The organism is Psychrobacter sp. WY6, from assembly GCF_018448495.1.
Taxonomy (GTDB): Bacteria; Pseudomonadota; Gammaproteobacteria; order Pseudomonadales; family Moraxellaceae; genus Psychrobacter.
Genome location: NZ_CP049902.1, coordinates 2577211 through 2602835, shown reverse-complemented (window position 1 = coordinate 2602835; position 25625 = coordinate 2577211). Strand labels below are relative to the sequence as shown.

Genomic DNA, 25625 nt, shown 5'->3' with positions numbered 1-25625 from the left:
GACGGGATTTTTTTATACTTGGCTTATAGTAATTAACTATAAGCCAATGACGACTAGCGGTTAGGCAAAACGTCTTTGACCATATCACGTAGATTATACAGGGCAGTGACCGTACTATCCCAATCTAAGCAACCATCAGTGATAGACTTGCCGTATTCGAGCTGGCTTAAGTCAGCCGTCAGTTTTTGATTGCCGCCCTTTAGATGACTCTCAATCATCATACCAATGATAGATTTATTGCCGTTTTGAATTTGTTCCGCAACGTTTTGGATAACCATCGGCTGTAGATATGGGTCTTTACCTGAGTTGGCATGGCTTGAGTCAATCATAATCTTGCTATTGGTTTTACCTTTTGCCAGCTCGTTTTCCACTTGTGCAACCGCAGTTTCGTCATAGTTGGGCTTGCCGTTACCACCGCGAAGTACCACATGCGCGTAAGGATTGCCTTTAGACTTGATGATTGAGACTTTGCCATCTGCTGACAAACCCAAGAAGCTATGACCTTCTTTTACGGCTTGCATTGCGTTAACAGCGACTGTCATGCCGCCGTCTGTTCCATTCTTGAAGCCTACTGGGCACGATAAGCCTGAACTCATTTCACGATGCGTTTGGCTCTCAGTGGTACGTGCGCCAATCGCTGACCAGCTGATCAAATCCTGCATGTACTGCGGGGTATTCGGGTCTAATGCTTCGGTGGCGCAAGGCAGACCTTTTTCATTCAAATCGAGCAGTAGCTTACGGGCAGTACGCAGACCTTTTTCGATATCGAAGCTGTCGTTCATATCAGGGTCATTAATCATGCCTTTCCAGCCAACGGTTGTGCGCGGCTTTTCAAAATATACGCGCATCACCACAAATACGCTATCTTCGATTTCTTTTGCTAATATGGCCAACCGATCGGCATATTCGTGAGCGGCTTTGATATCATGAATAGAGCAGGGGCCGATGACTACAAAGAGGCGCTTGTCTTTACCATCCAAGATGTTTTGGATGGTATTACGACCGTTTAATACGGTTTTATAGGCTGTATCTGATAAAGGTAGCTCAGTTTTTAGCTCAGCGGGAGTGATCAAAGGAATGAACTTTTCAATATTCACGTCGTCAATATCTGCATTATGGGTAACTGATGTTGTCATGGTTATATATCGTCTAGCTGATTTATAGGGAGTTTCATTATGCGGACAAAAGTGTTGGTTGACAAGGGCAGTCGCGCAGTTAATTGACTGATAACTGGAATGAGGAAACCAAAACTTAGTTATACTTGTTCAGCGCCAATCGTATATGAGCGCTTCAATAAGCAAGATTGTTACTCAATTTATCTGTCCGTGTAGAAAAAAGAATTAACCCGTTAAATGGTCATTTCTAGCTTTTATCAGCTAATTTAGCTATTTGTATCATCGTCACGTATGATGACAACATAAAAGGTATGACGATAAAATAGTGAGTATGGCGAATGCTTAGGTATCACAGAGCTTTCGCGCAGATTTTATATGTCGTATTTTATAATAATCATTCATTTATTTTATATGCATTTATTGTATTTTTTAATATCGAGAGCTTGTCATGACAGATTCTGCTACGCCTGATCAATATCATAACCTTATAGACCAAACAGAGACTGAAATTCGAAGTGCTGAATTACAGACTGTGCCATTGGTCATCGGTATCATCGCAGGTGAAGTGTCAGGGGATAGCTTGGGCGCAGACTTCATGCAGCAGATGAATAATCTACGTGGTGATATTGTGTGGGTCGGCGTCGGTGGTACAAAGATGCAAGCGCAAGGGCTGCAAAGCATTTTTCCATTGGAGCGTTTAGCGGTGATGGGTTTGGTAGAAGTCATGGCGCAATTGCCTGACTTGCTTAAAGCGCGCCGTGAATTATTGAGCGCATTTAAAGCCGCTGATATTGATTGGTTTATTGGCATTGATGCGCCTGATTTTAATCTTAGAGTGGCTAAAAATTAAAACCGCAAGGCGTATTCTGCGTGCAGTATGTCAGCCCTTCTATTTGGGCATGGCGTGAGTCACGTATTCATAATATCAAAGCGGCGACCGACCTTGTGTTGTGTTTGTTCCCCTTTGAGCTGTCCGTTTATGAGCGTCATAATCATCCAGCAATATGTGTTGGTCATCCGCTGTTGCGTACGATCGATCAAACATTATTAGAGACACCGATCAATCAGCGCCGTAGTGAGCTGGTTTGGCACAACGATGGCTTGCAGCAGTTTTTTATTGAACGATTTGACGATGTCAGCCAGCTGATTTGTGTAATGCCAGGCTCTCGGCGCGGTGAAATCACGGCTATTTTGCCATTGATGCTGGATGGTATTCAAAAGTTGATATTGCTCGACCCCAAGCTGTGCTTTATCATTCCGACCGTCGACCAGAATCACCAATATATCGTCCAAGATGTTATTGATCAGCGCTCAGAGCAACTACGTGCTGCCATCGTTGTGGTCTATGATGATAGCCAGCCAGCCTTTAGTCAACAAGCGATGGCAGCCTCAGATATTGTGATGCTAGCATCTGGCACTGCAACGCTAGAGGCGATGCTGTTAGAACGACCGATGGTTGTAGTTTATCAATTAAATAAGCTCACCTATCAGATTGCCAAACGCTTGGTCAAAGTGCCTTATGTGGCGCTGCCCAACATTTTGGCTGATACTGCAATCGTTCCTGAGCTGATTCAAGAGCAGGCGAGTGGCGACAATATCTGTCGTACGGTCATGCGGCTACTGCAACCGCGTGCCTATGCTGAGCAATTAAGAGATCTCGTCGCCACCAAGCACTTATTACAACAGCAGAGTAATCATGATCCTGCTAATAGTGTGATTGAGCAATGGTTTATCCAAGCGAAACATCGGATTTAAGCCATTATTGATTGCGATCATTTCTTCTTCTATTAATCACAATGATACCTAATAACAAAGATACCGCGCCCCTATGAGTAACCAGTACCAAACCGACAACTCCGTTACCCCGATCGAAGTAAGTATTGAGCAAATTGATATCAAAGGTCAATATCTACAGCTGGTTGAGCCTATTCGTTTATCGGGTCAGGTAGATATTGATGAGCTACTTGCTCAGTATCCGATCAGGGTGGATCAAGGCTTACGGCAGTCAACGCTACAAATGGGCGTTGATGAAGCAGGACGTGGGCCGTTGCTCGGTAGCGTCAATGTGGCTGCTGCGATATTGCCTAAAACTTGGTCAGGATTGATTGAGATGCAGCCATTAAAGGACACGCCATTATCTATCTTGACCGACTCCAAGCAGCTGAGTGAAAAGAAGCGTGACCGTCTTTATCCGTTGGTTCAGCAGCATGCTATTGGTTATGTTGTCGCCGAGATCCCAGCAGCGGTCATCGATCAAGTCAATATCTTGCAAGCGACGATACTCGGTATGCGCTTATGTACCGAAGTGTTGTTAAAAGCCATTGCTCATCATCTTATCAACTCTATGAGGCAGGTCGAAGTTTTGTTCGATGGTAATCGCTGCCCTGAATTAAATGAGGCAATGCTCGCTGAACTGGGTATAGAAAAATCGACTATCGATTGCCAAGCATGGGTAAAAGGCGATGCGCGTCATACCAGCATTGCTGCCGCCAGTATATTGGCAAAAGTCAGCCGTGACAAAGCCATGTATGCGCTTGATGCTGAGCATCCAGAATATGGTATCGCCAAACATAAAGGCTATCCAACACGCGCACACGTAGAGGCAATCGAAAAATACGGCGTATTATCTGCGCATAGACGCAGTTTTGCACCAGTCAGAAAGTCATTAGAGAAAGCCATTTAAGAACAAATCACCTAAGAAGAAAGCACTTAAAAATAAACGTTAAGTGAGCGTGCTTCTTTAAAATAGCCTAAGCGGACATAGTTATGGCTAAAAATAAGACAGTCTATAATGAACGTATCAGTCTTCAACAAACACCAAGTAAAAGTTTATGGACTGTATTACAATGCCATTACAAATAAATTAAATACTGTGATATTAGGGCGTGTTGAACATTCGACCATGGCACTGATAAGGACTATTTTGCAGGCGATTCGACGTTAAAAATAGTAAGTTTAGTCATTCTAAGCGTATATTTTAACAATGAAGCGGCAAAAAAGAGTTCTGTCCCCTTCTGATAATATTGGGGCTGATACTAAAATTGCCCCATACTGCGTTGCAATTCTAGCTAAGGTATTAACATTATCGTCTACTTGCGACTTGCGACTTGCGACTTGGCTGGAACAATTTTAGCTATCAGCAGTGCCCATTTGTGAGTGTTCAACACGCCCTAGCAGCTTAAGTCTACTTAGCTTATGTACCCATACTTAACGCTGGCATTTATTGACTTATATACGTGCTACTATTCTATAGGATAAAAAATGACGCTCAGTACGCTATTAATCAGTACACCACAGAAGAATCTTGCTGCAGTGCTTTTTTTGACAGTGTTTCTAACGGCTTGTGGTGGGGGCGGTGGTGGCTCTGATAGCAGCTCTAATAACAATGTGCCAAGTCCGAACCCACTGCTATCGAGCCAAACGATAATACAAGTGACAATTCAAGCGATAATGTTGGCGACCAACCTGATAGCACTACTGCTACTAATGAGGTAAAGGCTGCATTAATTGCCAACAATAAGTTCAGTTTGGCACGTACCAGCTGTGGTCTGAGCGGCTTATCTGTTGATACCGCGCTTGATGATGTTGCCATTAAACATGCAAATTACATTAAATACGTCTTTGCCAATAGCTCACCGACCGTATTCAGCGCGCATTACGAAAATAGATTGCAGATATTTCGGGCGTTACCAGTAGCAATAATCCATTTTTTGGTGGGCTCAGTTTTACCGATCGCTTATCAAACGCAAATTACCCAAATGTACGATATGGTGTGACTGAAAATATCGCCCAATCTATCCACTATAGTTCAGCAGGCAATCTTATTCGCTCGGATGTTGTGGCAGGCTCGATGGCAAAGTCCTTGCTGGCAGCGCCTTACCATTTGCGTTCATTAATGATGCCTAGTGCAAGCGTGACGGGTGCTGGCGTGGTTATCTATAAGCCATACAATAAAGAGGCGGCGAATAACCAAGGTTATGTATTGGTCAACCATGCAGCAGCGACCCAAGCGACAGATATACGGTTAAAGGCGTATTCACTTATCCATGTGAAGGCGTAACGGATACAGTAACCGCGCTATATAATGAGACGCCAGATCCTGTCAAGCATACAGGGCGTGACTTGCGAGTGGATCCTATACGGACAACCTATTTATATCAATATGCTATCTGCTCAAACGATTGATATCAGCAATGTGCATTCCATGATATCCACGAAATATCAATGTACCGATTGAGCTGCTAGACTATCGCCAAGATCCCCATAAAAATACGGCAAATGCATTACCAGCAAACGAAGCTTTTATATTACCAATCACTGATAATTTAAAAAGCTGCCAGATTGCCAGTAAAAAGGCAAAAACTGCGGTTTACATGGCAACAGTGACTACCGTGTCAGCTTTGATATTTTAGTGGATAATAACTATCGAGCGTGAAAGCTTTACCTTTACGACAGGGATAGTGAACTAATAATTAGGTGAACTAAGACGTGTTCTTAATCTGAATAAAACACCAATCTGAACGAAAGTACCTAAAGAGTAAGTAAACAAAGCAAGGGCTGAACCAGTTATCTGATTCAGCCCTTGCTTGATTATTATAGTCAATCCATTGCACTATAAAAGTTCGGGCGTTCATCTCGCTTGAAATATTATATATGCCTATACTTGGTTGCCTTGCAATTCACACTACTTTTGAGTTGAAGTAACTATATTAGAATAAATCATATTGCAATAAACCATATTGCAATCAATCATATAAATATATAAGCGCTAAAACGACGAGTTCGGTTGTTGCAAGAAGGCTTCTTCTTCATCCGTTGACTCGCGATCTAAAATGTCATTGCGATGCGGATAGCGACCGAATTGTTCAATGATATCTTTATGACGATTTTCGAAATCCAGCGTATAGTCATCATGTAATTTTTCAAACAATGGTAAGTAGCGCTTATGGATCATCAATGATTCAGAATGCATAAATGGCATGATGATAAACTTGCGCCATTCAGTCGGTAATGTATCAAAGTGTGGTTGTCCAATAGCCTCTTGTGCCAATGCGATAGCCATACTATCTTGTGCAAAAGCGTCTGCTTGCCCGCGACATAAATTACGTGAAAACTGATCTAAGACAATAATTTCTGCTAGTCTGCCTGCCAAAGCGGTGATTGAGCTATTGCTATCCGTCGGCGCTTCTGCGATACGCCATGTCACGCATTCACCTTGCTTGGCAGCTTGCCAGATGTCACCGAATTTATCCTTTATCTGCGTATCAAAGTCATCATTTTGCGCAAACCAATGTTGCTCATTGTCTTTGTCGAACCAAAACTCCAGTACAGCACGCGCATTAGCATCAAGATGTTCTAAATGAATGTTTTTTGGGTCGAGCTGCGATGAATAAGCTTGGCTAGTAGCAGTGGAATAATCGGTTGATAGTGACATAAGATATTCTAATTATGATGAATTTAGTCTACTATAGCGCAAATATTTATGTCTGTCATGATGCCAACAGCAGCTATTAGGTAACCTCTTATGAATGCAAAAACTTCGCTAAACACTATCCAGTTATCTCTACCGCCCACGCCTTATTATTTGCTCGATGAAGCGGCAATCGTTGCCAATATGCAGATTATCTCGCGGCTGTGCGAGCTATCAGGCGCTAAAGCATTATTGGCGCTCAAATGCTTTGCCACTTGGGGCGTTTTGATGGGCAGCCTTTTTGCACGGCACAACGTCATCGTCACTCAATGAAGTGCGTTTGGGCTATGAGACCTTTGGTAAAGGTAAAGACAGTGATAATAAAAAAGAAACTCATGCTTACAGCGTCGCCTATAGTGCTGATGAGATCGATGAAGTATTGAGCTATGCTGATAAAATTATCTTTAACTCTATCTCACAGTTAAATGCTTTTAAAGGTCAAGCGGCGGCAAAAAATATACCAGTGGGACTGCGCTTAAACCAAAGACCAGTAATTCATCGTTTATCATCGCTGATCCTGCGCGTCCTTTTAGCCGTTTGGGTGAACATGATAAAAAACAATTGCAGCGGTACTTGATGACATTACTGGGGTAATGATTCATAACAACTGCGAAAATGACAGCTTTGAAGCCTTTAGTGCCAGTTTGGCAGATATCGAAGACAGATTTGGTGATGTTTTAGCGCAGCTTGAGTGGGTGAGCTTGGGCGGTGGTATTCACTTTATCGCGCCTGATTATCCACTAGAAAAACTAGCTGACAGGTTAAAAGGCTTTAGTGAAAAATATGGGGTGCAAGTTTATCTTGAACCGGGTGAGGCAAGTATCCATGGTGCTGGGTCATTGGTCACGACCGTCTTAGATACTATGCACAATGAAAAAAATCTCGCTGTAGTAGATCATCATTGAAGCGCACATGCTTGATTTGTTAATTTACCGTGAGTCAGCGCCGATAGCGGCTGTTAATAGTGATTTAATGATGCCTCTCTTGATATCGACCCTACCAATATCGCACCCATCAGCGAGAGCGCTAAGTCAGCTGATAATACCATTATTTATGGTCGTTCTTGTTTGGCGGGCGATATCTTTGGTGAGTATGCCTTGCCAAATAACCTAAAAATAGGTGATACCGTAACCTTTGGTAATGCCGCAGGTTATACCATGGTGAAAAAGAACTGGTTCAATGGTGTTAATATGCCGGCGATTGTGATTCGTCGTCTAGATGGCAGTATAGATGTGCAGCGCGAATTTGATTATCAAGATTACAAAGCCAGCTTGTCTTAGTTTAGTTGTGTCGATAAATTGATTTAAATTTTATAAATCAAAGACTTAAGTTTGTTTTTGAATGACTTTAACTCGTCTGTTTTTTATACATTATTTTTACCGATGACGTCATAAAAATTGTTATAATCGCCACGGGCAAAAGCCAACAATTAAATGGTGCTTTGCCCGACGGTGCGTGGGTTTTCCTCGGTCTTCCTTTTTAATTCACGCATATCATTCACTCGTTTCTGTTTTGACTCGCCACTATCGATGGTATCGACAGAGACACAAAGGAGGATTGTTCATTGAACACAAACCAACAAGCCAAATCTAGCAAAAAAGACGTACTCATCATCGGAGCCGGCGGTGTCGCTCAAGTGGTCGCGCATAAATGTGCGATGCATAACGATATCCTTGGCGAGATTCATATTGCCTCGCGCACGCAAGATAAATGTGATGCCATCGCCCAAAGCGTGAAAGATAAGAATAGCTTCAAGCAGCCTGCAGTATTGCATACGCATCAAGTGGATGCTATGGATACTCAGGCGCTGATACAGCTGATTCAAGAGTCGGGTATCCAAATCGTCATCAATGTCGGTTCGGCATTTATCAATATGACGGTATTGGAAGCTTGTATCGAGACAGGTGTTGCTTATATCGATACTGCCATTCACGAAGATCCACGCAAGATTTGTGAGACGCCGCCATGGTATGACAATTACGAATGGCAGCGCAAACAGCGCTGTGCGGACAATAATGTCACGGCGATTTTGGGCGCAGGATTTGATCCCGGTATGGTCAACGCCTATGCGCGTCTTGGCTATGACATGATGGATGCAGGTTCGGTGACGGATATCGATATCATTGATATCAATGCTGGCAGCCACGGTAAATACTTCGCTACTAACTTCGATCCTGAGATTAACTTCCGTGAATTTACTGGTACGGTTTACTCTTGGCAGGACAGCAAGTGGCAGTCTAATAAAATGTTCGAAGTGAAGCGTACTGACGATTTACCAGTGGTTGGCGTGCAAAACAGTTACTTAAGTGGCCATGATGAAGTGCATTCGTTATCCGCCAATTTAGACGTACCAAATATCCGTTTTTGGATGGGCTTTGGTGAGCATTATATTAATGTATTCACTGTGCTACAAAGTTTGGGTCTACTCTCTGAGCAGCCAGTGATGACTGCTGAAGGGCAAGAAGTTATCCCATTAAAAGTAGTGAAAGCGGTTCTACCAGACCCAAGCTCTCTTGCGCCGAATTATACAGGCAAGACCTGCATCGGTGACAAGGTCAAAGGCAAAATCAACGGCGTTGATAGCGAGGTATTTATTTATAATATCTCAGATCATAAAGACGCTTATAATGAGGTTGGTAGCCAAGGTATTTCTTATACCGCAGGCGTACCACCCGTCGCTGCGGCGATTCTGGTCGCAACTGGTGAGTGGGATGCTGGCAAGATGGTTAACGTCGAAGAGCTGGATGCCAAGCCATTTATCAATCTATTGAATAAGATTGGTTTGCCAACGCGTATCAAAGATAGCGAAGGCGACAGAGCATTAGCGTTTGATATTTAAATAACGAGTTTGATTTAGAAAAGCCTATCTTTTATAGATAGGCTTTTTTTATGTCTGGGTTTTTACGTTAATTTTACGAGCAGGTAGGGGAGCTGATCCTGTCATTACCCCTCACTAGGGTTATAATTTCTCAACGCCGCAATACGGTCATCAAGCGTTGGATGTGAGCGGAAAAGGTTTGCGATACTAAAGCCCGTAGATTGTCCTGATGAAATAGCAAATGCTTTCATGCTCTCAGGCATTTGATCTGGACGCTGCTCAGAAGGACGCAAGGCATCAAGCGCACTAATCATTTTGTCTTTGCTGGCAAGTTTTGCACCCATCTGATCCGCACGGAATTCGCGTAGACGCGAGAACCACATAACGATAGCAGACGCCAAAAATCCAAGCAAAATATCCATCACAATACTCGTGATAAAGTAACCAATACCTGGACTATCACTGGTATTTTTAAACACCGTCCGATCGACGAAGCTACCAATAATACGCGCAAAGAACATCACAAAGGCGTTTACCACTCCTTGGATGAGCGCAAGGGTGACCATATCACCGTTTGCTACGTGACCAATTTCATGCGCCAATACCGCTTCTACTTCATCGGGTGTCATGCTTTGCAATAAGCCAGATGAAACAGCGACTAATGCTTTGTTTTTATTCCAGCCTGTGGCAAACGCGTTTGGCTGAGAATTATTAAAAATCCCCACTTCTGGCATGCCAATATTTACCGCTCGCGCTTGTCTGGCGACCGTATCTACAAGCCATTTTTCAGTGGCATTGCTTGGCGTTTCAATAACCACCGTTCCCGTTGATCTTTTGGCCATCCACTTCGAGATAAATAGTGATACCATCGAACCAACCATGCCGTATACGCCGCACATAATGGCAAGACTGGTGTAATTTAACCCGCCCGCACCATGTACGCCACCAATTCCAAAAAATCTGGATAAAATACCAAACACGATGCTAAATACCACAATCACCGCTAAGTTGGTTAATAAGAACAATCCGATACGCATCATGATGCCAGTTTCCTCATTTAAATTTAAATACAACTTTAAGACATAATACTCTATGAGGTATTATATTTTTATATATGTTTTTACTTTACATAAATGGCGTTATTTTGATAAATAACAATCCCAGTTAACCGTATAAATACAGTGATATGGTTAGCGAGCAAAGAATAAAAATAAAGGATAGCGACATCTAAAAGGTGAAAACAATTATTTTTTGACGGTTTAAATAGTTAAGGGCTAAAAGTAAAAATTAAAACGAAAATAGTGAGCAGGTATAATGAGCACTCACTGTTAAGGTTTTTCATTTAACGCTCTATGAGGTCTAATCATGAACGCTCTAGCACTTAAAGTCCCTCCAGTCGCCCAAGTGATTATTACCGCCGCTGCTATGTATGGCGTCTCTAAAATGGTTCCTGCTTTGACGTTCTCACTCAACGGCTCAACTGTACTGGCAGTGGCTTTGGGTGTGGTGGGTCTGAGCTTAGGTATCATGGGTGTGACTCAATTTAGAATAGCTCAGACCACACCCAATCCGCAAGCGTTAGAGCAGGTCTCTAGTTTAGTGACCAGTGGTATATATCAGTATAGCCGCAATCCGATGTATGTGGGCTTGGTGCTTATATTATTAGGCTGGGCGTTCTATTTGTCTCACCTTCTGGCGTTTGTATTATTGCCTATTTTTATACTTTATATGACGCACTTTCAAATCCAGCCAGAAGAGCGGATGATGGCACAGAAATTTGGCAAAACTTATCAGGATTATCTAAATAAAGTGCGGCGCTGGATTTAAGGTGTAATAAGTAAAGATTTGATGATAAATAAATGAACAATAAAATCAGGGAGATGACGTTATGGAAATGAAAAATATACCTTTTGCTATTACCGATTGGACGACAGTAGAAGCGGTAGAAAACAGAGGTGAAACGGGCACGGGGTATTGGAAGACTTGCGAATTTAACAATATCAATGTGCATATGGTTGAGTACTCCGCAGGCTACCTTGCCGATCACTGGTGCGATAAAGGACATATTTTATTCTGTGTTGAGGGCGAGCTGAACACCGAACTAAAAGATGGTCGTACTTTTACCTTAACAGCGGGCATGACTTATCAAGTGGCGGACAATACGATTGCACATCGTTCGTCAACGAAGATAGGCGCTAAGCTATTTATTGTTGATTGATATTGCCAGTAACACCATAAAATTCATAAAGCTATAAAGCTATAAAGCTATAAAACTATAGATCTATAAAAATAAAGCGAGAACATAAAATGCAACTAGAAATAAATGTCATCGATGCTTTTACGGATACCGTTTTTAAAGGCAATTCAGCGGCAGTCGTTATTACAGAAGATTGGCTTTCTGATAATTTAATGCAGTCTATTGCTTTTGAAAACAACTTATCCGAGACAGCTTTTATGGTTCTTGATGATAAAGGCATTTATCATATCCGCTGGTTTTCACCATTGACTGAGATTGCTTTTTGCGGTCATGCAACCTTGGCGTCAGCCTTTGTGTTATTTAACAAAAATCCTAGTATAGAAACCATTAAATTTTCCGCCAAAGCGGTTGGTATATTGACCATCGTACAGACAGAAACTGGCAAAATACAAATGGATTTTCCTAATACTAATCCTAAGAAAGTTGACAATATCCCTGATAGCTTGCTTGCAGGACTATCTATTGCACCCGTTGAAGTCTATAAAAATACTCAAGCCTATTTTGTGATTTATAATGCTGAGTCCGACGTATTAACAGTAGCGCGTGATAACGAGCAGCTAAAACAGCTTGCGCCTTTAGATGTGGTGGTGACTTGTCAGGCTAAGTCTGCTGGCTACAAAAACTATGATTTTATTTCACGTTATTTTTGGCCAGCCAATGGTGGCGATGAAGACCCAGTGACGGGTTCAGCTCATACTGCTTTAGCTCCATTATGGGCGGAGCGTTTGGGTAAAAATCACTTGGTCGCTTATCAAGCATCACGTCGCGGCGGGGTTCTAGACTGTGTCGTCGCAGGTGACAGAGTAATGATTTCTGGCAATGCCGTACAGTATATGACAGGATTTATCACCGTTTAGGAGTAGATGGTTTTGACTGAATTAAAAACCGTTGGACTGTTTGCGCTGACCGCATTAGCAGAGATAGCGGGCTGCTATTTGCCTTATCTATGGTTGCGAGAAGGTAAGTCTATTTGGCTGCTTGTCCCTGGCGTACTAAGTTTGGTCGCTTTCGTTTGGCTGTTGTCTTTACATCCTGCCGCAGCTGGTAGAGTCTACGCGGCTTATGGCGGCGTGTATATTTCGATGGCTATTTTATGGTTGTGGACGGTGAATGGTATCAGGCCGACCACGTGGGATATAGTAGGTTCTGCGGTTGCGTTATTAGGCATGGCAATTATTATGTTTGCGCCGCGCGGTGCTTAGCATAAAGACCGCACCTAGCATAAAAAATGCCAATCAAACCGTGAGGTTCGATTGGCATAGATTTAAGTGACACAATGATGCACTAAATATTAATGTTTACCTAAGATACTGCCGTTGTCGTCTTTCTTAGATTGTTTGGCAGCTTTTTTCTCTTTTGCCGTTAATAGCGGTTTCTTTTTTACGTTCTTTTTACTGTCTTGACCTTTACTCATGGTTTTTCCTCTTGAGATAAGCCGTAATACCTTTTAAGCCAGTGTAAATAGCTTTAAGGTTAGATTAATGCTGATGACGCAAATAGTGCGTACTGCAATGAGTATATGCTTAAGGGGTCGCAATAGATAGCGCTAGCACAATTCACCTACGATTTGAGTCAATCCTGTATCCATCCCTTGTATAATGCTCCTTCTAAAAATTTGTTTGATAAATGAGTTTTATAAGTAGATTTTCAATGCCATGAATTTATTTAGTCAATACTGCTATTAATAAGTGCTTACTTACGGAGTCATCACGATTTGCTATAATAAGCCACAAGCCGATAAGTCGTCGCGGCAAACTTTTATAATATTCATATTTAGCATAAAAATGCTTACTGTTTTGGTTGATTGTTATGCGTATCCGTAAACTTTTTAAATTTGAAAATGCACATATTGTGCGTAATTGTAGCTCTGAGCGCTGCAAACACTCTATACATGGTCATAGTTATCAGATTGAACTGATTCTTGAGGCTAAGCGCTTGGATCATGGGCAAATGGTCTATGATTTTGGCTTATTAAAATCGTCTATCAAGGACATTATCGACAGCTTTGATCACGCGATTTGTTTTTGGAATAAAGACGACCCTGAGTATGTCGCTGCCTGTAAAAATTCAGTGCGCGCTGGATAAGCTTGCCAGTATCGCCATCGGCAGAGCAGTTTTCACGCGTGATATTCTTTTGGGCGCAAGAAATTCTAAAACAAACCCAAATGCAAAACGGTGAATCTGATGTCAGCGTTTACTCGGTGATTGCACATGAAACCGCTACCGGTTACGCGCAGTGCTTTGCTGATGATGTGGCGAATGAGCAAATGGGTAAGCTTCATCTAGAAGCGTTTGAGTTTAGCGATCAAGTCAGTGCCGAGTGGCACGACCCTGAGCTATATGCCAAATTGATCCGCGGTGAAAGCTTTATCAACCCAACGGTGACTATGCAGGTACAGACGAAAGTGCAGGTAGGTAAGCCCGATGCCTAATAGTACAACAGAGGACAAAAATGCTAAGACGCTGACACTGTATACAGAAGCCGATACTCAGCGTTTGGCTGCACAATTGGCAGCTTTACCTTTGACAGGTAGTGTCTGGTTGGCAGGTGATTTAGGGGCAGGTAAAACGACTCTGACTCGCTATTGGTTGCAGGCGCTCGGGCATGCAGGTGCCGTCAAAAGCCCGACTTATACCTTGGTCGAGCCTTATAGCATCGAGCAAACAGACGGCTCAGTCAAGCCAGTTTACCACGCGGATTTGTATCGTCTGCAAGACCCAGAAGAGCTGTCTTTTATCGGTTTTGATGAATATCTGGATGAGCCAAATGCATTGGTTATCATCGAATGGGCAAGCCGTGCGGACATATTTACCACCGCCGACCTTGTTTATCGATATGACGCAAGCTACTAGCACTGATAAGGATAATGAGTCTCGTCAAGTCGAGCTGCGGCTATCGAAGGCTGGACAAGCGCAAGGCTTGGATTTATCCTCTGTTAAGATTTAATTATACATTTGAATGTTCAACAGACCTTAATATAAGTCATCAATATCTGCCAGTACTACTTATCATCACGTAAAACAACGATACCTCTTAATGCCGAAAATGCCAGACAATCATTCTTATACTCGCATCAAAAACTATCGCCGCTGCTCATCAATCAATTGGCAGCGGGTGAGGTAGTGACACGCCCAGCAGCTGTAGTCAAAGAGCTGCTAGAAAATGCCATTGACGCTGGTGCGACCAATATTGAGATACATATTACTCAAGGCGGCATGGGTATGATTGAAGTGGTCGACAATGGCGTGGGTATTCATCCCGATGATATGGTCATGGCAATTACCCGTCATGCAACCAGTAAAGTCGCGGATGTCGCTAACTTACACGGTATTACGACGTTGGGTTTTCGCGGGGAAGCACTAGCAGCGACGGCGGCAGTATCTCGGCTGACTTTAACCAGTAGCCATGATGACAGTGGCATCGGTCGCCAGTTGCAAGTCGCAGGTGTGTTAGATGATGCGCCAAAGCTCATGCCAGTTGTGCATCATCGTGGTACCACCATTACGGTTAAAGATTTATATTTTAACGTACCAGCACGCCGTGGCAATTTGAAATCTATTGCGACGGAGTTCGGTCATATCGAAACGATTGTGCGCGAAGTGGCTTTGGCGCGAGCAGATGTGGCACTGACGCTGTTTCATGATAATAAAAAACGATTGTCACTTTCTTCAAGTGCGATGTCTTTAAGTACGATGTCTTCAACTACAAGGCTTTCAAATTCAAAGTCTTTAAATACCGTTTCTACAAATGCTAATGGCAATAATAATGTCAATCCTTTGCCATTGGCACGTCTTGAGCAAGCGACTGGGTTGTCGTTAACCAAAAAGGCGTTAGAGATAGCGATAGACCTCACCAGTTTAATGCAGCCATCCAGAGAATATGTTAATAATGGCTTTGGCGATCAAGCAAGCGTTAATGGTTGGTTATGGCCTATCACTGATTCGCAGGATACCTTACCAAAATTAATCTATGTGAATGGCAGACTGGTAAAAGAAGCATTGATAAGCAATCAGCTACGCCAACTTGCCCAAACTGCTCAGTTGGTAGGAACTGGCTATGCGCTTTATTTTGATTTGCCCACTCAGTGGCTCAATATCAATGTGCATCCATCTAAACAGCGTATTAAAATAAGTCCGCTCAATAATATTATGGCGCATGTAAGCCATGCGATTCGGACAAAACTTAAGACAGTAGTGACTACAGAGACGATCAGTTCTGCTAATGCTATTCAAATACTAGGTAATAGTCAGATAGTAGATAGTAATTTGTCTATCGATAACGCATTCGCTACTGCAATGCCAAACACATCAACGACCATTTATTCAAGCAAAAGCCAGGCAGGTAAAAGCGCCCAAACAACCCTATCAGTTGTCAGAAAATAGGTATTCGCCTCAAACCTTAAACGTACCAAGTGTTTCTGAGAAAACAAGTCAAAACACCAGAGGTATCGCTAACGATGTCGCAATACATTCGACATCTTTGCCTTATTGCCTAGACGTTGTTACTCATTTAAATGAGGCATTAACCGAATCTGTTGGCACGACATATAGTGAGAATAAAGCACTGCCTTGGCTATTGTTTTATCATCAAAGCCAATGTGTATTGCTCGGTGCAGAGAATTGGCAATCAAAAATGCGTTCGTTATTTGAGTCAAGTTTACTTAGCAATAGGGCATAAAAAAGATCAATGGCTGCACAGTGCAAATGACATTAATCAGCAACTTGCTGCCGTGAGCATGCAAATGTCAAAGCAAGACTTGATGGTGTTCTTGGCGGATATCGACGCGTTACTGACTCAGCATGCGATTAAAGCGATAGATGGTAATCAATTAGCAACATTGATGCTATTATCTGCGCCTGAGTCAAGATAGCTATAACGACAAAAATATAATAAGCAAATTTTAGCAATGACACTGCTCAAAGTTATTTATTGCTACTAATATCATTAATAAAGGCAAGCCTATGCAACTTTCATCTGACAGCTCATCTTATCGCCTAAACGCCAATTTAGCAGATAATAGCGTGGTGTGTTTGATGGCGCCGACAGCAAGTGGCAAGACTGCACTGGCTTATGAGTTATATGATACAGGGCGTTATGAGCTAATTTCAGTAGATTCAGCGCTGATTTATCGTGATATGAATATCGGTACGGCAAAACCAACCGCTATTGAGTTGGCGCGTTATCCACATCATTTGGTTGATATTATCGATCCTATGCAGAGCTATAGCGTCGCCGAATTTGTGAATGACGTTGCCCGTTTGATTGATAGCTGTCACGAGAATGGCAAAATACCGTTGCTGGTTGGCGGTACTATGATGTATTACATGGCACTGCTAGACGGGCTATCTCCAGTACCTGACAGTGATGATAGTGTTCGCGCACGTGTGGAGCAGTGGCGGCAAGATAAAGGCATTAGTGCGCTTTACGACTATTTGGGTGAGATAGATCCGATCAGCCATGAGCGCCTTAATGCGACTGATACTCAGCGCATCACCCGAGCAGTTGAAGTTTATCTGCAAACTGACATTCCTATAAGTGACTGGCAGCGCAAGCCCAAGCAGGCATTGGCAAATAATCCCAATCAGCAATGGCATGCATTGACAGTCATGCCTGATCGTCCATGGTTGCATACACGTATCGAGCAACGTTTAGATATCATGTGGAATGACGGGTTGGTGACTGAGGTCATTGGTCTGCTGGAGCGCTATCCTTTAACGCCAAATCTACCATCCATGCGCTGCGTTGGTTATCGCCAAGTACTAGAATACCTAGTACATATCGATCACCCAGTATTTGAACAGCCTCATCTAGACAAAGCGCAATTTTACAGTGCTTTTGAAGTGCTGCAGTCTTCAGCTCAATCAAGCTTATCTGATGATGCGACCCAGGCACTTGCTTGTCAGCAAATGCAAAATAAGGCATTATATGCGACAAGACAATTGGCAAAACGTCAGTACACATGGTTACGCAAAGTCATGCAATTGCCTAGTAAGTCCATGGATGGGGCGATAGCAGCCGATACCTCTAGTGAGGAAGGCTATTCTATAGACCGCAATATGGTGGTAAAAGCATTCACTACCATGGCGCAGGCAAGAGACTATTTATATTAAATCTATCAATGATACTAAAGCTATCAGTTATAGCAAAATCACTATCGCCTCAAAATATGGTATGAGTTAATACCTTATAAATACAATATGGTGTACTAAAAATATAGTTGCAAAAAGCTCTATGCAACTATTAGAAAGTAATGACAATTAGTATCAAAATATATCGTAGATAGCTGTTATAATTTAAATTCATCAAAATAGTAGGTGTAATATTAGCCTAACTGTGTTTTCAATCAATATTAATTGACGTTTGTTGATAAAAATAACTACTGAAACAACTAGTTACTTAATTATTTACAATAATAATGTATTCGCGATAAAGTGGAATCACTTAAGAACAAGTAGCGTTTATTTAGATACGTTTTATAAAGAAAATTTATTATTGTATCTGCCGTTAGCCATTATAATTAAATGAACACTTAAAATAATTGGCACTAAAACATAATTAATAATATTTAGGAGAGCTCTCATGTCAAAAGGACAAACTTTACAAGATCCGTTTTGAACTCGCTGCGCAAAGATCGTATTCCTGTCTCTATTTTCTTGGTCAATGGTATCAAGCTGCAAGGTCAGATTGAATCATTTGATCAGTACGTGGTATTGCTCAAAAACACTGTCAGTCAAATGGTATACAAACACGCTATCTCAACCGTCGTGCCGGCACGTAATCCACGTAGCAGTACGACAACGACAGGTACAAGTACTCAACCGCAAAGCGCTGCTCCAGCAGGTTATCAAGGCGGCGGATTTGAACGCGGTAGTAATCCTGCTAGCACAGGTGGCTTTGAAGAGCGCGGTTTTGCGTCTAATCGCAGTGGTTTTAATCGTGGCGGTTTTAGCCAAGGTCAAGATCGTGGTTTTGAGCGTGGTAGCTTTGGTCAGAGTCAGGAGCGTGGCTTTGAACGTGGCGGTTTTGGTCAAGACCGTGGCTTCGAAAACCCAGCAGATAATACGGGTTTTGAGGAAAAGCCAAATGATGGATCTAATGATAACAATGGTTAGAGAGCAAGATTCATTATCGAAGGTGCATTACTAATACGTGATTTATCCGATCAAAACCTGCTTTTATAGTGGGTTTTTTTGTATAAATAAACGTATAATAATGGTCTAAAATGACGTGCCGAGTTGTTAGCGATTGGTTTCGTAGATTATTATTAATATTGGGCATAGTATAGTAAAATACAGTATTGATTCATTATAAAATAGAGCGAATCCATGAGTAATACCCAAATCAATCTAACCCATGAGCAGTTTATTAGTAAGGCTATCGAAGCGATTAACACTGAGATATCGGCATTGGCTTTGCTAACAGAGCAGATAGACGATAGGTTTGCACAAGCATGCGATTATTTTAGCTTGTAAGGGTCGAGTCGTGGTCACTGGTATGGGTAAGTCAGGATTGATTGGGCGTAAAATAGCGGCGACGTTTGCCTCTACTGGCACGCCAGCCTTTTTTATGCATCCTGGTGAAGCTGGGCATGGCGATTTAGGCATGTTGGTAAAAGGTGATGTACTGCTTGCTATCTCTAACTCTGGTGAGTCCGATGAGATTAAGATGCTGCTGCCAGTGGTCAAACACCTAAATATTCCACTGATTAGTATTAGCCGTGATAAGCGCGGTATGTTGCCTCGTGCCGCGAATATTGTATTGACGCTCGGTAAATCGCAAGAGGCTTGTCCACTTAATCTTGCTCCTACTTCCAGTACCACGGCGACCTTAGCGCTTGGCGATGCATTGGCCGTTGCCTTAGTCCATGCGCGCAACTTTACCTCAGAGGATTTCGCATTATCGCATCCAGCAGGCGCATTAGGTCGTCAGCTGCTAACGCGAGTTGAAGATTTAATGCATACTAAGTCAGAAGATTTGCCGCTTATTCATCAGCAAGCGCCACTGCAAGAAGCGCTTTTTACTATGTCTGCTGGGCGCTTAGGAATGACGGTGGTGACCGATGATAATGATAAGGTGGTTGGGGTATTTACAGATGGTGACCTACGCCGTGGTCTAGAAAAAGGCATCGATTTGCAAACGCCGATGGCTGAAGTAATGGTTAGTAATCCACGGCGCATTAGTAAGACCATGCGCGCATCAGATGCGCTCAGTGTGATGAATGAAAATGGTATTAGCCAGTTGCTAATTATTGACGACCAAGATCGTTTAGAAGCAATTATTACGGTACATGATTTGCTACAAGCCGGTGTAAAATAAATAGCATTAATAAAGATATCGGTTTATACAGTATAGATTCGCACAGTATCGATTTATAACAATAAATGTAAAAAATAGCCTTAAGAAAGAGGGATATGATGCAAGACTTAATCAAAAAAGCCGGACAAGTAAAGCTGTTGATAATGGATGTCGATGGTATTTTATCAAACGGTCAAATTATCTATGATGCCAATGGTATCGAGACCAAGGCCTTTTCTGTCCATGATGGCGTAGGCGTTAAGTCGTTAGCACGTTATGGCATTTTGACGGCTATTATTACAGGTCGTAGCAGTGCCATGGTAGATAAGCGCGCCACGGAAATGGGCGTTAATTATGTGGTGCAAGGTCGTGATGATAAGCTGGTTGCTTTAAATGAGCTACTAACCATACTTGATCCAGCGCTCAATATCACGGCTGCTGATTGCGCTTACATGGGCGATGATTTACCAGACATTAAAGCGATGCAGACCGTTGGATTTGCTGCAACAGTACCCAATGCGCATGCTGAAGTCATCAATCGCAGTGACATGGTCACCACCCGATCAGGTGGCACTGGCGCTGTACGTGAAGTATGTGACCTCATTTTGAAAGGTCATGGACACTATCAAGACTTCATCGCGTATTATACGCTTGATGCAGCAAAAACTCAGGATAATTTGTCGTGAATACTCGTGTTTTAATAGTTCTTGCCTTGATTATCGCTGGTATTGCAGGTTGGTTTTTTCAACAGCAAGGAGAGATAGCGCCGCCAGTTAGCATGGAAGCAACCGATGTTGATTATGAAGCAACAGATATCAAAGCGGTACAGACTAATGAGAAAGGCGAAACTGAGTATGAGCTGACTGCCAAAACATTGACGCACAATCCAGAGACCAATTTAGACGAGATGTCAGGCATCACTATGAATTGGGAGCCATCGGCAGAGCAGCGTTATCGTATTGAAGCGGGTAGTGCTGCTATCAGTCAGCAAACGGGTGAACTCAGCTTGTCAGGGGGCTTTTCACTGGTCAGTGAAGGCAATAAAGACGCCAGATATTGAACCGATAAAGGTGACAGGTAGTATCCTTAAAGGCAATACCAAATCAGGGCAAGTATATAGTGACGCGCCTGTTAAGATTGAACAAGGCATGAATCGGTTTGAAGCTTCTAGCATGACCGCCAACCTTGAGACCGGTGAATATGAGTTTGGTCAAGTTGCCGTCGCTTTTACTCCAGCTGAACGCCAAGATAAAGCATTGTTTTGATCGCAGTAACTCTTATTGACTATGTAATAAAAATAGCAGCTAGCATAAAGTTTGCAAATCCTACTACCCATTATAAAACGAGTGATTTTTATGACATCTAAATTTTTGCCTACTTTGCGCTCATCATTAGCACGCTTCAATCTAACAGCGTGCCGCTTGCGTCAATTACATGTGCTGCCAACGGTTATGCTGCTGGCACTGCCACTTTACAGTCATGCGCTGCCATCAGATGCCAATCAAGAAATCAAACTATTGGCTGATAAAGCGACCTATAGTGAGCGTACAGGCGTTACCAGCTACTCGGGTTGTCATTATCACTCAAGGTACGTTTAAAATGACCGCTGATAACATTACGGTTAACCTATCACAGGGTCGCAGTATTAATTCAGCAGTAGCGACTGGACGCCCTGCAACCATGCAACAGGTAGTCACACAAGAAAAAGGGCTGGCGAAAGGTCAAGCCAATAAGATTGATTATAATGCGGTCACGGGTATTGTTACTTTGACGGGTAATGCTAAGTTGGTTCAAAATGGCGCCAGTTTTGCGGGTAATGTCATTCGTTATAGCCTAAAAGCTGGTGATGTTGAAGCAACTGCTGGCGGTAATCAGCGCGTAGAGTTGGTGTTTCCGCCCAGTAGTAATGGTAGCCAAAGTAGCATCCGCTAAAAAGCTGAATGGTTAATGTAACTGTATCAACATCCCTTAGTGTATTAGTGCTTGAATTCCGCAACCGTATGAGTAAGTTATGAGTGATAATAAAAATACAAACCCTTTAGCAACCAACAATAACGCAGCACCTGCGACGCGACTATCAATGCAAAATCTAGGCAAACGCTATGGTAAGCGCTGGGTTGTGAAAGATGTCTCTTTCTCCGTAGAACAAGGGCAGGTCGTTGGTTTATTAGGTCCAAATGGTGCAGGGAAGACAACCAGCTTTTATATGGTGGTAGGGTTGGTCAATATGGACAAGGCCGTGTCACTTTAGGAAAAATGGATCTGTCTAAATATGCCATGCATGAGCGTGCACGGGCAGGAATTGGTTACTTACCACAAGAGGCGTCTATTTTTCGAAAATTGTCTATCGAAGACAACATGGCTATTTTAGAAACTCGCAAAGAATTGAGTAAAGCGAGCAAAGCAAGAGCTGGAAAAACTAATCGGTGAATTCCATCTAGAGCATGTACGAAAATCATTAGGTATGAGCGTATCAGGTGGTGAGCGTCGTCGCTGTGAAATTGCCCGTGCATTGGCGGCTGACCCAAAGTTCATTTTATTAGATGAGCCATTTGCAGGCGTGGATCCTATCTCTGTTGGTGATATCAAAGACGTTATTTTGACCCTCAAAAATCGTGGTATTGGTGTTTTGATTACTGATCATAACGTTCGCGATACCTTGGCTATTTGTGAGAAAGCTTATATCGTCTCAGAAGGTGCTATTATCGCTGAAGGTACTTCTAGTGAAGTGTTAGAAAATGAATTGGTGAAAGCCGTTTATCTGGGTAAAGACTTTCACGTATAAACGAGGATGTGTTGAATATTGTACTTGTCTCGAATACATTTTTGCTAAATGCGCATCGATTAGCTCTGCGTATTTTTAAATGTTCAATACAACCTTAATATCTCAACGTGTTTTTCGCGCTACTATTTACGCTGTCTGTTAGACTTATAATTTCCATTAAGTTCTCAAGACAGCGCTTGCTACTTTTCCTATATCTAGCTATTCATCACATTTAGCATCACCTCTTCTATTAGATCGTCCATGCGACTGATGGCGAATTTATCTCAAAAATCATTCTCAAATTAACGCTTATTAGAGCGTCACGATATTTTATCAATTAATCTTGATTGGACACTTGAATAAGGTTCATACGTTATGGCAAAAAAAGAGCAGTTATGTCTGTCAGCATTGCGGCGCGCATTTGGCAAGTGGGCAGGGCAATGTACCGATTGCGGTGAATGGAACAGCTTGGTCGAAGCACCAAATGTGAGCATGCCCCATCACAATAAAAACGTTTCTAAACCAGCAGCAAATCGATCAGCCTCTCGTGAATTAGGTGGTGCACCATCAGGAAATTATTCGGGTACGCATAGTGCGGTCATGCCGCTTAATGCTGTGAGCGTGACGCTAGACACACGCTTACCAACTGGTATTAGTGAGTTTGATCGTGTACTTGGTGGAGGATTGGTTGCTGGTTCAGTCGTTTTAATCGGCGGTGATCCTGGTATCGGTAAATCGACGATTTTGCTGCAAACTGCGACTAATATGGCACGTGCCGACTCGTTGGCAGGTAGCGCCTTGTATGTGACTGGTGAAGAATCATTGGCACAGGTTGCTATGCGCGCTAGGCGCTTAGATTTACCGGCCGATAGATTACGCGTACTGGCCGAAACCAATGTAGAGACTATTTGTGCCGCCTTGACTCAAGAGCAACCCGCCATCGCTATTATTGACTCTATTCAAACCATTTATACGGATGCAATCAATTCTGCACCTGGCGGCGTCAGTCAAATTCGAGAGTCTGCGGCCATCTTGACTCGCTACGCCAAACAGACTGGCACCGCGCTATTTTTAGTGGGTCATGTAACCAAGGAAGGCACGCTCGCAGGGCCGCGCGTTCTTGAACACATGGTTGATACGGTCTTATATTTTGAAGGTCAATCAGACTCACGTTTTCGGATGATTCGTGCCGTCAAAAACCGCTTCGGTGCCGTCAACGAATTAGGTATTTTTGGTATGACAGATATGGGACTGAAAGAGGTCGCCAATCCATCAGCGATATTTTTAAGTCGCTATGACAAACCCGTTGCTGGATCTGTCGTCATGGTCAGCCGCGAAGGCACACGACCCTTGTTGGTGGAGGTGCAAGCATTAGTGGATGATTCGCAAGGCTCACCTAGACGAATGGCATTAGGATTGGATTTTCAGCGTCTGTCCATGCTGCTGGCCGTCATGCATCGACACGGCGGTATTCATACTAGCGGACAAGATGTGTATGTCAACGTCGTCGGTGGTGTCAAGGTTATAGAGACTGGGTCTGACTTGGCAGTATTGTTGGCTTGTGCCTCAAGTATTAAAGAAAAAGCCTTGCCATCGTCATTGGCTGTATTTGGTGAAGTGGGATTGTCGGGTGAAATCCGTCCTGTACCAAACGGTCAAGAACGTTTAAAGGAAGCGATGAAACATGGATTTAAGTATGCCATTATCCCAAAAGCCAATGCGCCTGCTAAGGATGCTCCTCAATTTAAAGGCATCAATGTGATTGCCGTTGAACGTCTCGATGATGCCATTGAGAGTGCATTTGAACTGTAAGGTGTAAGGGTTAATCATTTTGATTACACCTTGTTTTATAAGTTATTGCTAAGCGCTACAGCTTTATTTGTAGCCTAATGGATACAATAAACTGAAACTATAAAAAAGCGCCTAACACTGATGTGTTAGGCGCTTTTTATGCTCTAATACAAATAGACTGTTTTTTAGAATTATGGTCCTGAAACGCGCTCAATAGCAACATTACCCACACCTTTACCCGTAACCGAGTTTTTTGGCAGCACCATAAGACAAATCTAGCACGCGGTTACCATGGAATGGACCACGATCATTCACTTTTACCACGACGCTTTTACCGTTGGTCTTATTGGTGACTTTAACATAGCAATTCAATGGCAGTGAACGATGCGCCGCTGTCAAACCATTCATATCGAATGTTTCACCACTGGCTGTTTTACGACCATGGAATTTACGACCATACCAAGAGGCTAGGCCTGTTTGCTTAAATTTACTGACCGAGTTAGAGGCTACGGCTGTCAGACGCTCTAATACATCTTCATCATTAGTCAGTTGAGAGGTGTCACTGGCTAACAGTGAGCTGCTAAGTGCCAACGAGGTTGGTTGGCGTGCTGACTTCACCAAACTTGATGCGCCATCATGTTGACGGCTAAGCTCACCAAGTACACGATCGATATGGGAGGCGTTATCTTGTGAAATCATCGCAAGAGAGGTTTGGCTTCTACAGCATTTGCAGTAGCAACTGCGGAGCCAGCAAACAATACTGCTGACATGGTAAGTAAACCAGATAAACGCTTATTCATAGATACCTCTATAACTTATACTTTAAAATCTAACTCTAATAGTTCTAGACTGAGCGTGGCAATGTTAGACCAATCTAACAGCGTCACAAACTCTAAAGCCGCATCATCAATATTTTTTTCATATAATTATTGATACTAAACGTGGCTTTTATAGATTTTAAGGTATGGTAATTTTTCATTTTATTATCATAAGCGGGTCAGGATAATACGCCCAAAGATACTTATGAAACGCTCAAATGACAGCTAACGATATTAGTAGAATACCCAATCCGAATACAAAGGTTGAGTACCGAGTCCGCTATATGTGCTATTTA

At 42.7% G+C, this 25625-nt stretch carries 19 protein-coding genes and 10 pseudogenes; 24 read left to right on the top strand and 5 right to left on the bottom strand.

What is annotated here, in order from left to right; all coding sequences use genetic code 11:
* Positions 1 to 53 precede the first annotated feature (53 nt).
* On the bottom strand, positions 54 to 1136 hold the full coding sequence (locus G7Y90_RS12960) for a 3-deoxy-7-phosphoheptulonate synthase (protein ID WP_250162557.1): 1083 nt from the start codon (positions 1134 to 1136) through the stop codon (positions 54 to 56).
* 427 nt (positions 1137 to 1563) lie between these two features.
* On the opposite strand from G7Y90_RS12960, the pseudogene lpxB reads away from it, so the two are divergent.
* From lpxB to G7Y90_RS12935, 5 genes and pseudogenes are all read left to right on the top strand, one after another.
* A pseudogene (gene lpxB / locus G7Y90_RS12955) lies at positions 1564 to 2870 on the top strand (lipid-A-disaccharide synthase).
* A 73-nt stretch (positions 2871 to 2943) separates the two neighbouring features.
* Entirely contained in the window at positions 2944 to 3798 is an 855-nt protein-coding gene (gene rnhB, locus G7Y90_RS12950) for a ribonuclease HII (RefSeq protein WP_250162556.1), read from the top strand.
* A gap of 578 nt (positions 3799 to 4376) precedes the next feature.
* Positions 4377 to 4610, top strand: coding sequence for a hypothetical protein (locus tag G7Y90_RS12945; RefSeq protein WP_250162555.1), 234 nt, complete (start codon positions 4377 to 4379; stop codon positions 4608 to 4610).
* A 32-nt stretch (positions 4611 to 4642) separates the two neighbouring features.
* Entirely contained in the window at positions 4643 to 4891 is a 249-nt protein-coding gene (locus G7Y90_RS12940; RefSeq protein WP_250162554.1) for a hypothetical protein, read from the top strand.
* Positions 4888 to 5175: a hypothetical protein gene (locus tag G7Y90_RS12935; protein ID WP_250162553.1), complete on the top strand. Its 288-nt coding sequence runs from the start codon at positions 4888 to 4890 to the stop codon at positions 5173 to 5175. The genes G7Y90_RS12940 and G7Y90_RS12935 overlap by 4 nt, the downstream gene beginning before the upstream one ends.
* 708 nt (positions 5176 to 5883) lie before the next feature.
* Here the strand turns inward: G7Y90_RS12935 and G7Y90_RS12930 are convergent.
* Complete coding sequence (locus G7Y90_RS12930; RefSeq protein WP_250162552.1) at positions 5884 to 6549, bottom strand: DUF924 family protein; 666 nt, start codon at positions 6547 to 6549, stop codon at positions 5884 to 5886.
* 90 nt (positions 6550 to 6639) lie between these two features.
* On the opposite strand from G7Y90_RS12930, the pseudogene G7Y90_RS18590 reads away from it, so the two are divergent.
* Together G7Y90_RS18590 and G7Y90_RS12905 are read left to right on the top strand one after the other, a co-directional pair.
* Positions 6640 to 7865 (top strand): annotated as a pseudogene (locus G7Y90_RS18590) (carboxynorspermidine decarboxylase).
* 284 nt (positions 7866 to 8149) lie between these two features.
* Complete coding sequence (locus G7Y90_RS12905) at positions 8150 to 9424, top strand: saccharopine dehydrogenase family protein (protein ID WP_055124939.1); 1275 nt, start codon at positions 8150 to 8152, stop codon at positions 9422 to 9424.
* 104 nt (positions 9425 to 9528) lie between these two features.
* Here G7Y90_RS12905 and htpX read toward each other — a convergent pair whose 3' ends face one another.
* Complete coding sequence (htpX, locus tag G7Y90_RS12900; RefSeq protein WP_055124936.1) at positions 9529 to 10443, bottom strand: protease HtpX; 915 nt, start codon at positions 10441 to 10443, stop codon at positions 9529 to 9531.
* A gap of 325 nt (positions 10444 to 10768) precedes the next feature.
* Between htpX and G7Y90_RS12895 the strand changes: the two genes are divergently transcribed.
* From G7Y90_RS12895 to G7Y90_RS12880, 4 genes are all read left to right on the top strand, one after another.
* On the top strand, positions 10769 to 11230 hold the full coding sequence (locus tag G7Y90_RS12895) for a methyltransferase family protein (RefSeq protein WP_087815920.1): 462 nt from the start codon (positions 10769 to 10771) through the stop codon (positions 11228 to 11230).
* A 61-nt stretch (positions 11231 to 11291) separates the two neighbouring features.
* The gene (locus G7Y90_RS12890) at positions 11292 to 11621 is read left to right on the top strand and encodes a DHCW motif cupin fold protein (RefSeq protein ID WP_045446391.1); all 330 of its coding nucleotides are present in this window, start codon (positions 11292 to 11294) and stop codon (positions 11619 to 11621) included.
* 89 nt (positions 11622 to 11710) lie between these two features.
* A complete protein-coding gene (locus G7Y90_RS12885; protein ID WP_201539693.1) occupies positions 11711 to 12517 on the top strand; it encodes a PhzF family phenazine biosynthesis protein in 807 nt (268 codons plus the stop codon).
* A 12-nt stretch (positions 12518 to 12529) separates the two neighbouring features.
* Complete coding sequence (locus tag G7Y90_RS12880; RefSeq protein ID WP_055125033.1) at positions 12530 to 12862, top strand: YnfA family protein; 333 nt, start codon at positions 12530 to 12532, stop codon at positions 12860 to 12862.
* A gap of 89 nt (positions 12863 to 12951) precedes the next feature.
* On the opposite strand, the gene G7Y90_RS18080 is transcribed toward G7Y90_RS12880, so the two are convergent.
* Positions 12952 to 13074 (bottom strand): hypothetical protein, encoded by a 123-nt coding sequence (locus G7Y90_RS18080; RefSeq protein ID WP_020443648.1) that lies wholly within the window; start codon positions 13072 to 13074, stop codon positions 12952 to 12954.
* A gap of 395 nt (positions 13075 to 13469) precedes the next feature.
* Here G7Y90_RS18080 and G7Y90_RS12875 point away from each other — a divergent pair.
* From G7Y90_RS12875 to radA, 13 genes and pseudogenes are all read left to right on the top strand, one after another.
* Positions 13470 to 14092: pseudogene (locus G7Y90_RS12875) on the top strand (6-pyruvoyl trahydropterin synthase family protein).
* A pseudogene (gene tsaE / locus G7Y90_RS12870) lies at positions 14085 to 14607 on the top strand (tRNA (adenosine(37)-N6)-threonylcarbamoyltransferase complex ATPase subunit type 1 TsaE). Before G7Y90_RS12875 ends, tsaE begins: the two co-directional pseudogenes overlap by 8 nt.
* 176 nt (positions 14608 to 14783) lie before the next feature.
* The gene (gene mutL / locus G7Y90_RS12865) at positions 14784 to 16043 is read left to right on the top strand and encodes a DNA mismatch repair endonuclease MutL (RefSeq protein ID WP_250162546.1); all 1260 of its coding nucleotides are present in this window, start codon (positions 14784 to 14786) and stop codon (positions 16041 to 16043) included.
* A gap of 263 nt (positions 16044 to 16306) precedes the next feature.
* Positions 16307 to 16531 carry a hypothetical protein gene (locus tag G7Y90_RS12860; RefSeq protein ID WP_250162545.1) on the top strand — a complete coding sequence of 75 codons (225 nt, stop codon included), beginning with the start codon at positions 16307 to 16309 and terminating at the stop codon, positions 16529 to 16531.
* Between the two features lie 91 nt (positions 16532 to 16622).
* Positions 16623 to 17771, top strand: a complete 1149-nt coding sequence (gene miaA, locus G7Y90_RS12855; RefSeq protein ID WP_087815931.1) for a tRNA (adenosine(37)-N6)-dimethylallyltransferase MiaA — start codon at positions 16623 to 16625, stop codon at positions 17769 to 17771.
* A gap of 469 nt (positions 17772 to 18240) precedes the next feature.
* Positions 18241 to 18773, top strand: a pseudogene (hfq, locus tag G7Y90_RS12850) (RNA chaperone Hfq).
* A gap of 213 nt (positions 18774 to 18986) precedes the next feature.
* Positions 18987 to 19977: pseudogene (locus tag G7Y90_RS12845) on the top strand (KpsF/GutQ family sugar-phosphate isomerase).
* Positions 19978 to 20075: 98 nt separating this feature from the next.
* A complete protein-coding gene (locus G7Y90_RS12840; RefSeq protein WP_201560936.1) occupies positions 20076 to 20642 on the top strand; it encodes a KdsC family phosphatase in 567 nt (188 codons plus the stop codon).
* Positions 20639 to 21016 (top strand): LPS export ABC transporter periplasmic protein LptC, encoded by a 378-nt coding sequence (gene lptC / locus G7Y90_RS12835; RefSeq protein WP_284143743.1) that lies wholly within the window; start codon positions 20639 to 20641, stop codon positions 21014 to 21016. Before G7Y90_RS12840 ends, lptC begins: the two co-directional genes overlap by 4 nt.
* Before the next feature lie 10 nt (positions 21017 to 21026).
* Complete coding sequence (locus G7Y90_RS18075; RefSeq protein ID WP_284143742.1) at positions 21027 to 21221, top strand: LptA/OstA family protein; 195 nt, start codon at positions 21027 to 21029, stop codon at positions 21219 to 21221.
* A 186-nt stretch (positions 21222 to 21407) separates the two neighbouring features.
* Positions 21408 to 21888: pseudogene (gene lptA, locus G7Y90_RS12830) on the top strand (lipopolysaccharide transport periplasmic protein LptA).
* A 148-nt stretch (positions 21889 to 22036) separates the two neighbouring features.
* Positions 22037 to 22741, top strand: a pseudogene (gene lptB / locus G7Y90_RS12825) (LPS export ABC transporter ATP-binding protein).
* A 334-nt stretch (positions 22742 to 23075) separates the two neighbouring features.
* A pseudogene (gene radA, locus G7Y90_RS12820) lies at positions 23076 to 24532 on the top strand (DNA repair protein RadA).
* 170 nt (positions 24533 to 24702) lie between these two features.
* Here the strand turns inward: radA and G7Y90_RS18070 are convergent.
* Positions 24703 to 25270 (bottom strand): annotated as a pseudogene (locus G7Y90_RS18070) (septal ring lytic transglycosylase RlpA family protein).
* Positions 25271 to 25625: the final 355 nt, after the last annotated feature.

Excerpts from the sequence above, each read along its gene's own strand:
- G7Y90_RS12890 (WP_045446391.1), top strand. The coding sequence starts at position 11,292 with ATGGAAATGAAAAATATACCTTTTGCTATTACCGATTGGACGACAGTA.
- G7Y90_RS12840 (WP_201560936.1), top strand. The coding sequence starts at position 20,076 with ATGCAAGACTTAATCAAAAAAGCCGGACAAGTAAAGCTGTTGATAATG.
- G7Y90_RS12895 (WP_087815920.1), top strand. The coding sequence starts at position 10,769 with ATGAACGCTCTAGCACTTAAAGTCCCTCCAGTCGCCCAAGTGATTATT.
- miaA (WP_087815931.1), top strand. The coding sequence starts at position 16,623 with ATGCAACTTTCATCTGACAGCTCATCTTATCGCCTAAACGCCAATTTA.
- G7Y90_RS12930 (WP_250162552.1), bottom strand. The coding sequence starts at position 6,549 with ATGTCACTATCAACCGATTATTCCACTGCTACTAGCCAAGCTTATTCA.
- G7Y90_RS12960 (WP_250162557.1), bottom strand. The coding sequence starts at position 1,136 with ATGACAACATCAGTTACCCATAATGCAGATATTGACGACGTGAATATT.
- htpX (WP_055124936.1), bottom strand. The coding sequence starts at position 10,443 with ATGATGCGTATCGGATTGTTCTTATTAACCAACTTAGCGGTGATTGTG.
- G7Y90_RS12885 (WP_201539693.1), top strand. The coding sequence starts at position 11,711 with ATGCAACTAGAAATAAATGTCATCGATGCTTTTACGGATACCGTTTTT.
- G7Y90_RS12945 (WP_250162555.1), top strand. The coding sequence starts at position 4,377 with ATGACGCTCAGTACGCTATTAATCAGTACACCACAGAAGAATCTTGCT.
- G7Y90_RS18080 (WP_020443648.1), bottom strand. The coding sequence starts at position 13,074 with ATGAGTAAAGGTCAAGACAGTAAAAAGAACGTAAAAAAGAAACCGCTA.
- rnhB (WP_250162556.1), top strand. The coding sequence starts at position 2,944 with ATGAGTAACCAGTACCAAACCGACAACTCCGTTACCCCGATCGAAGTA.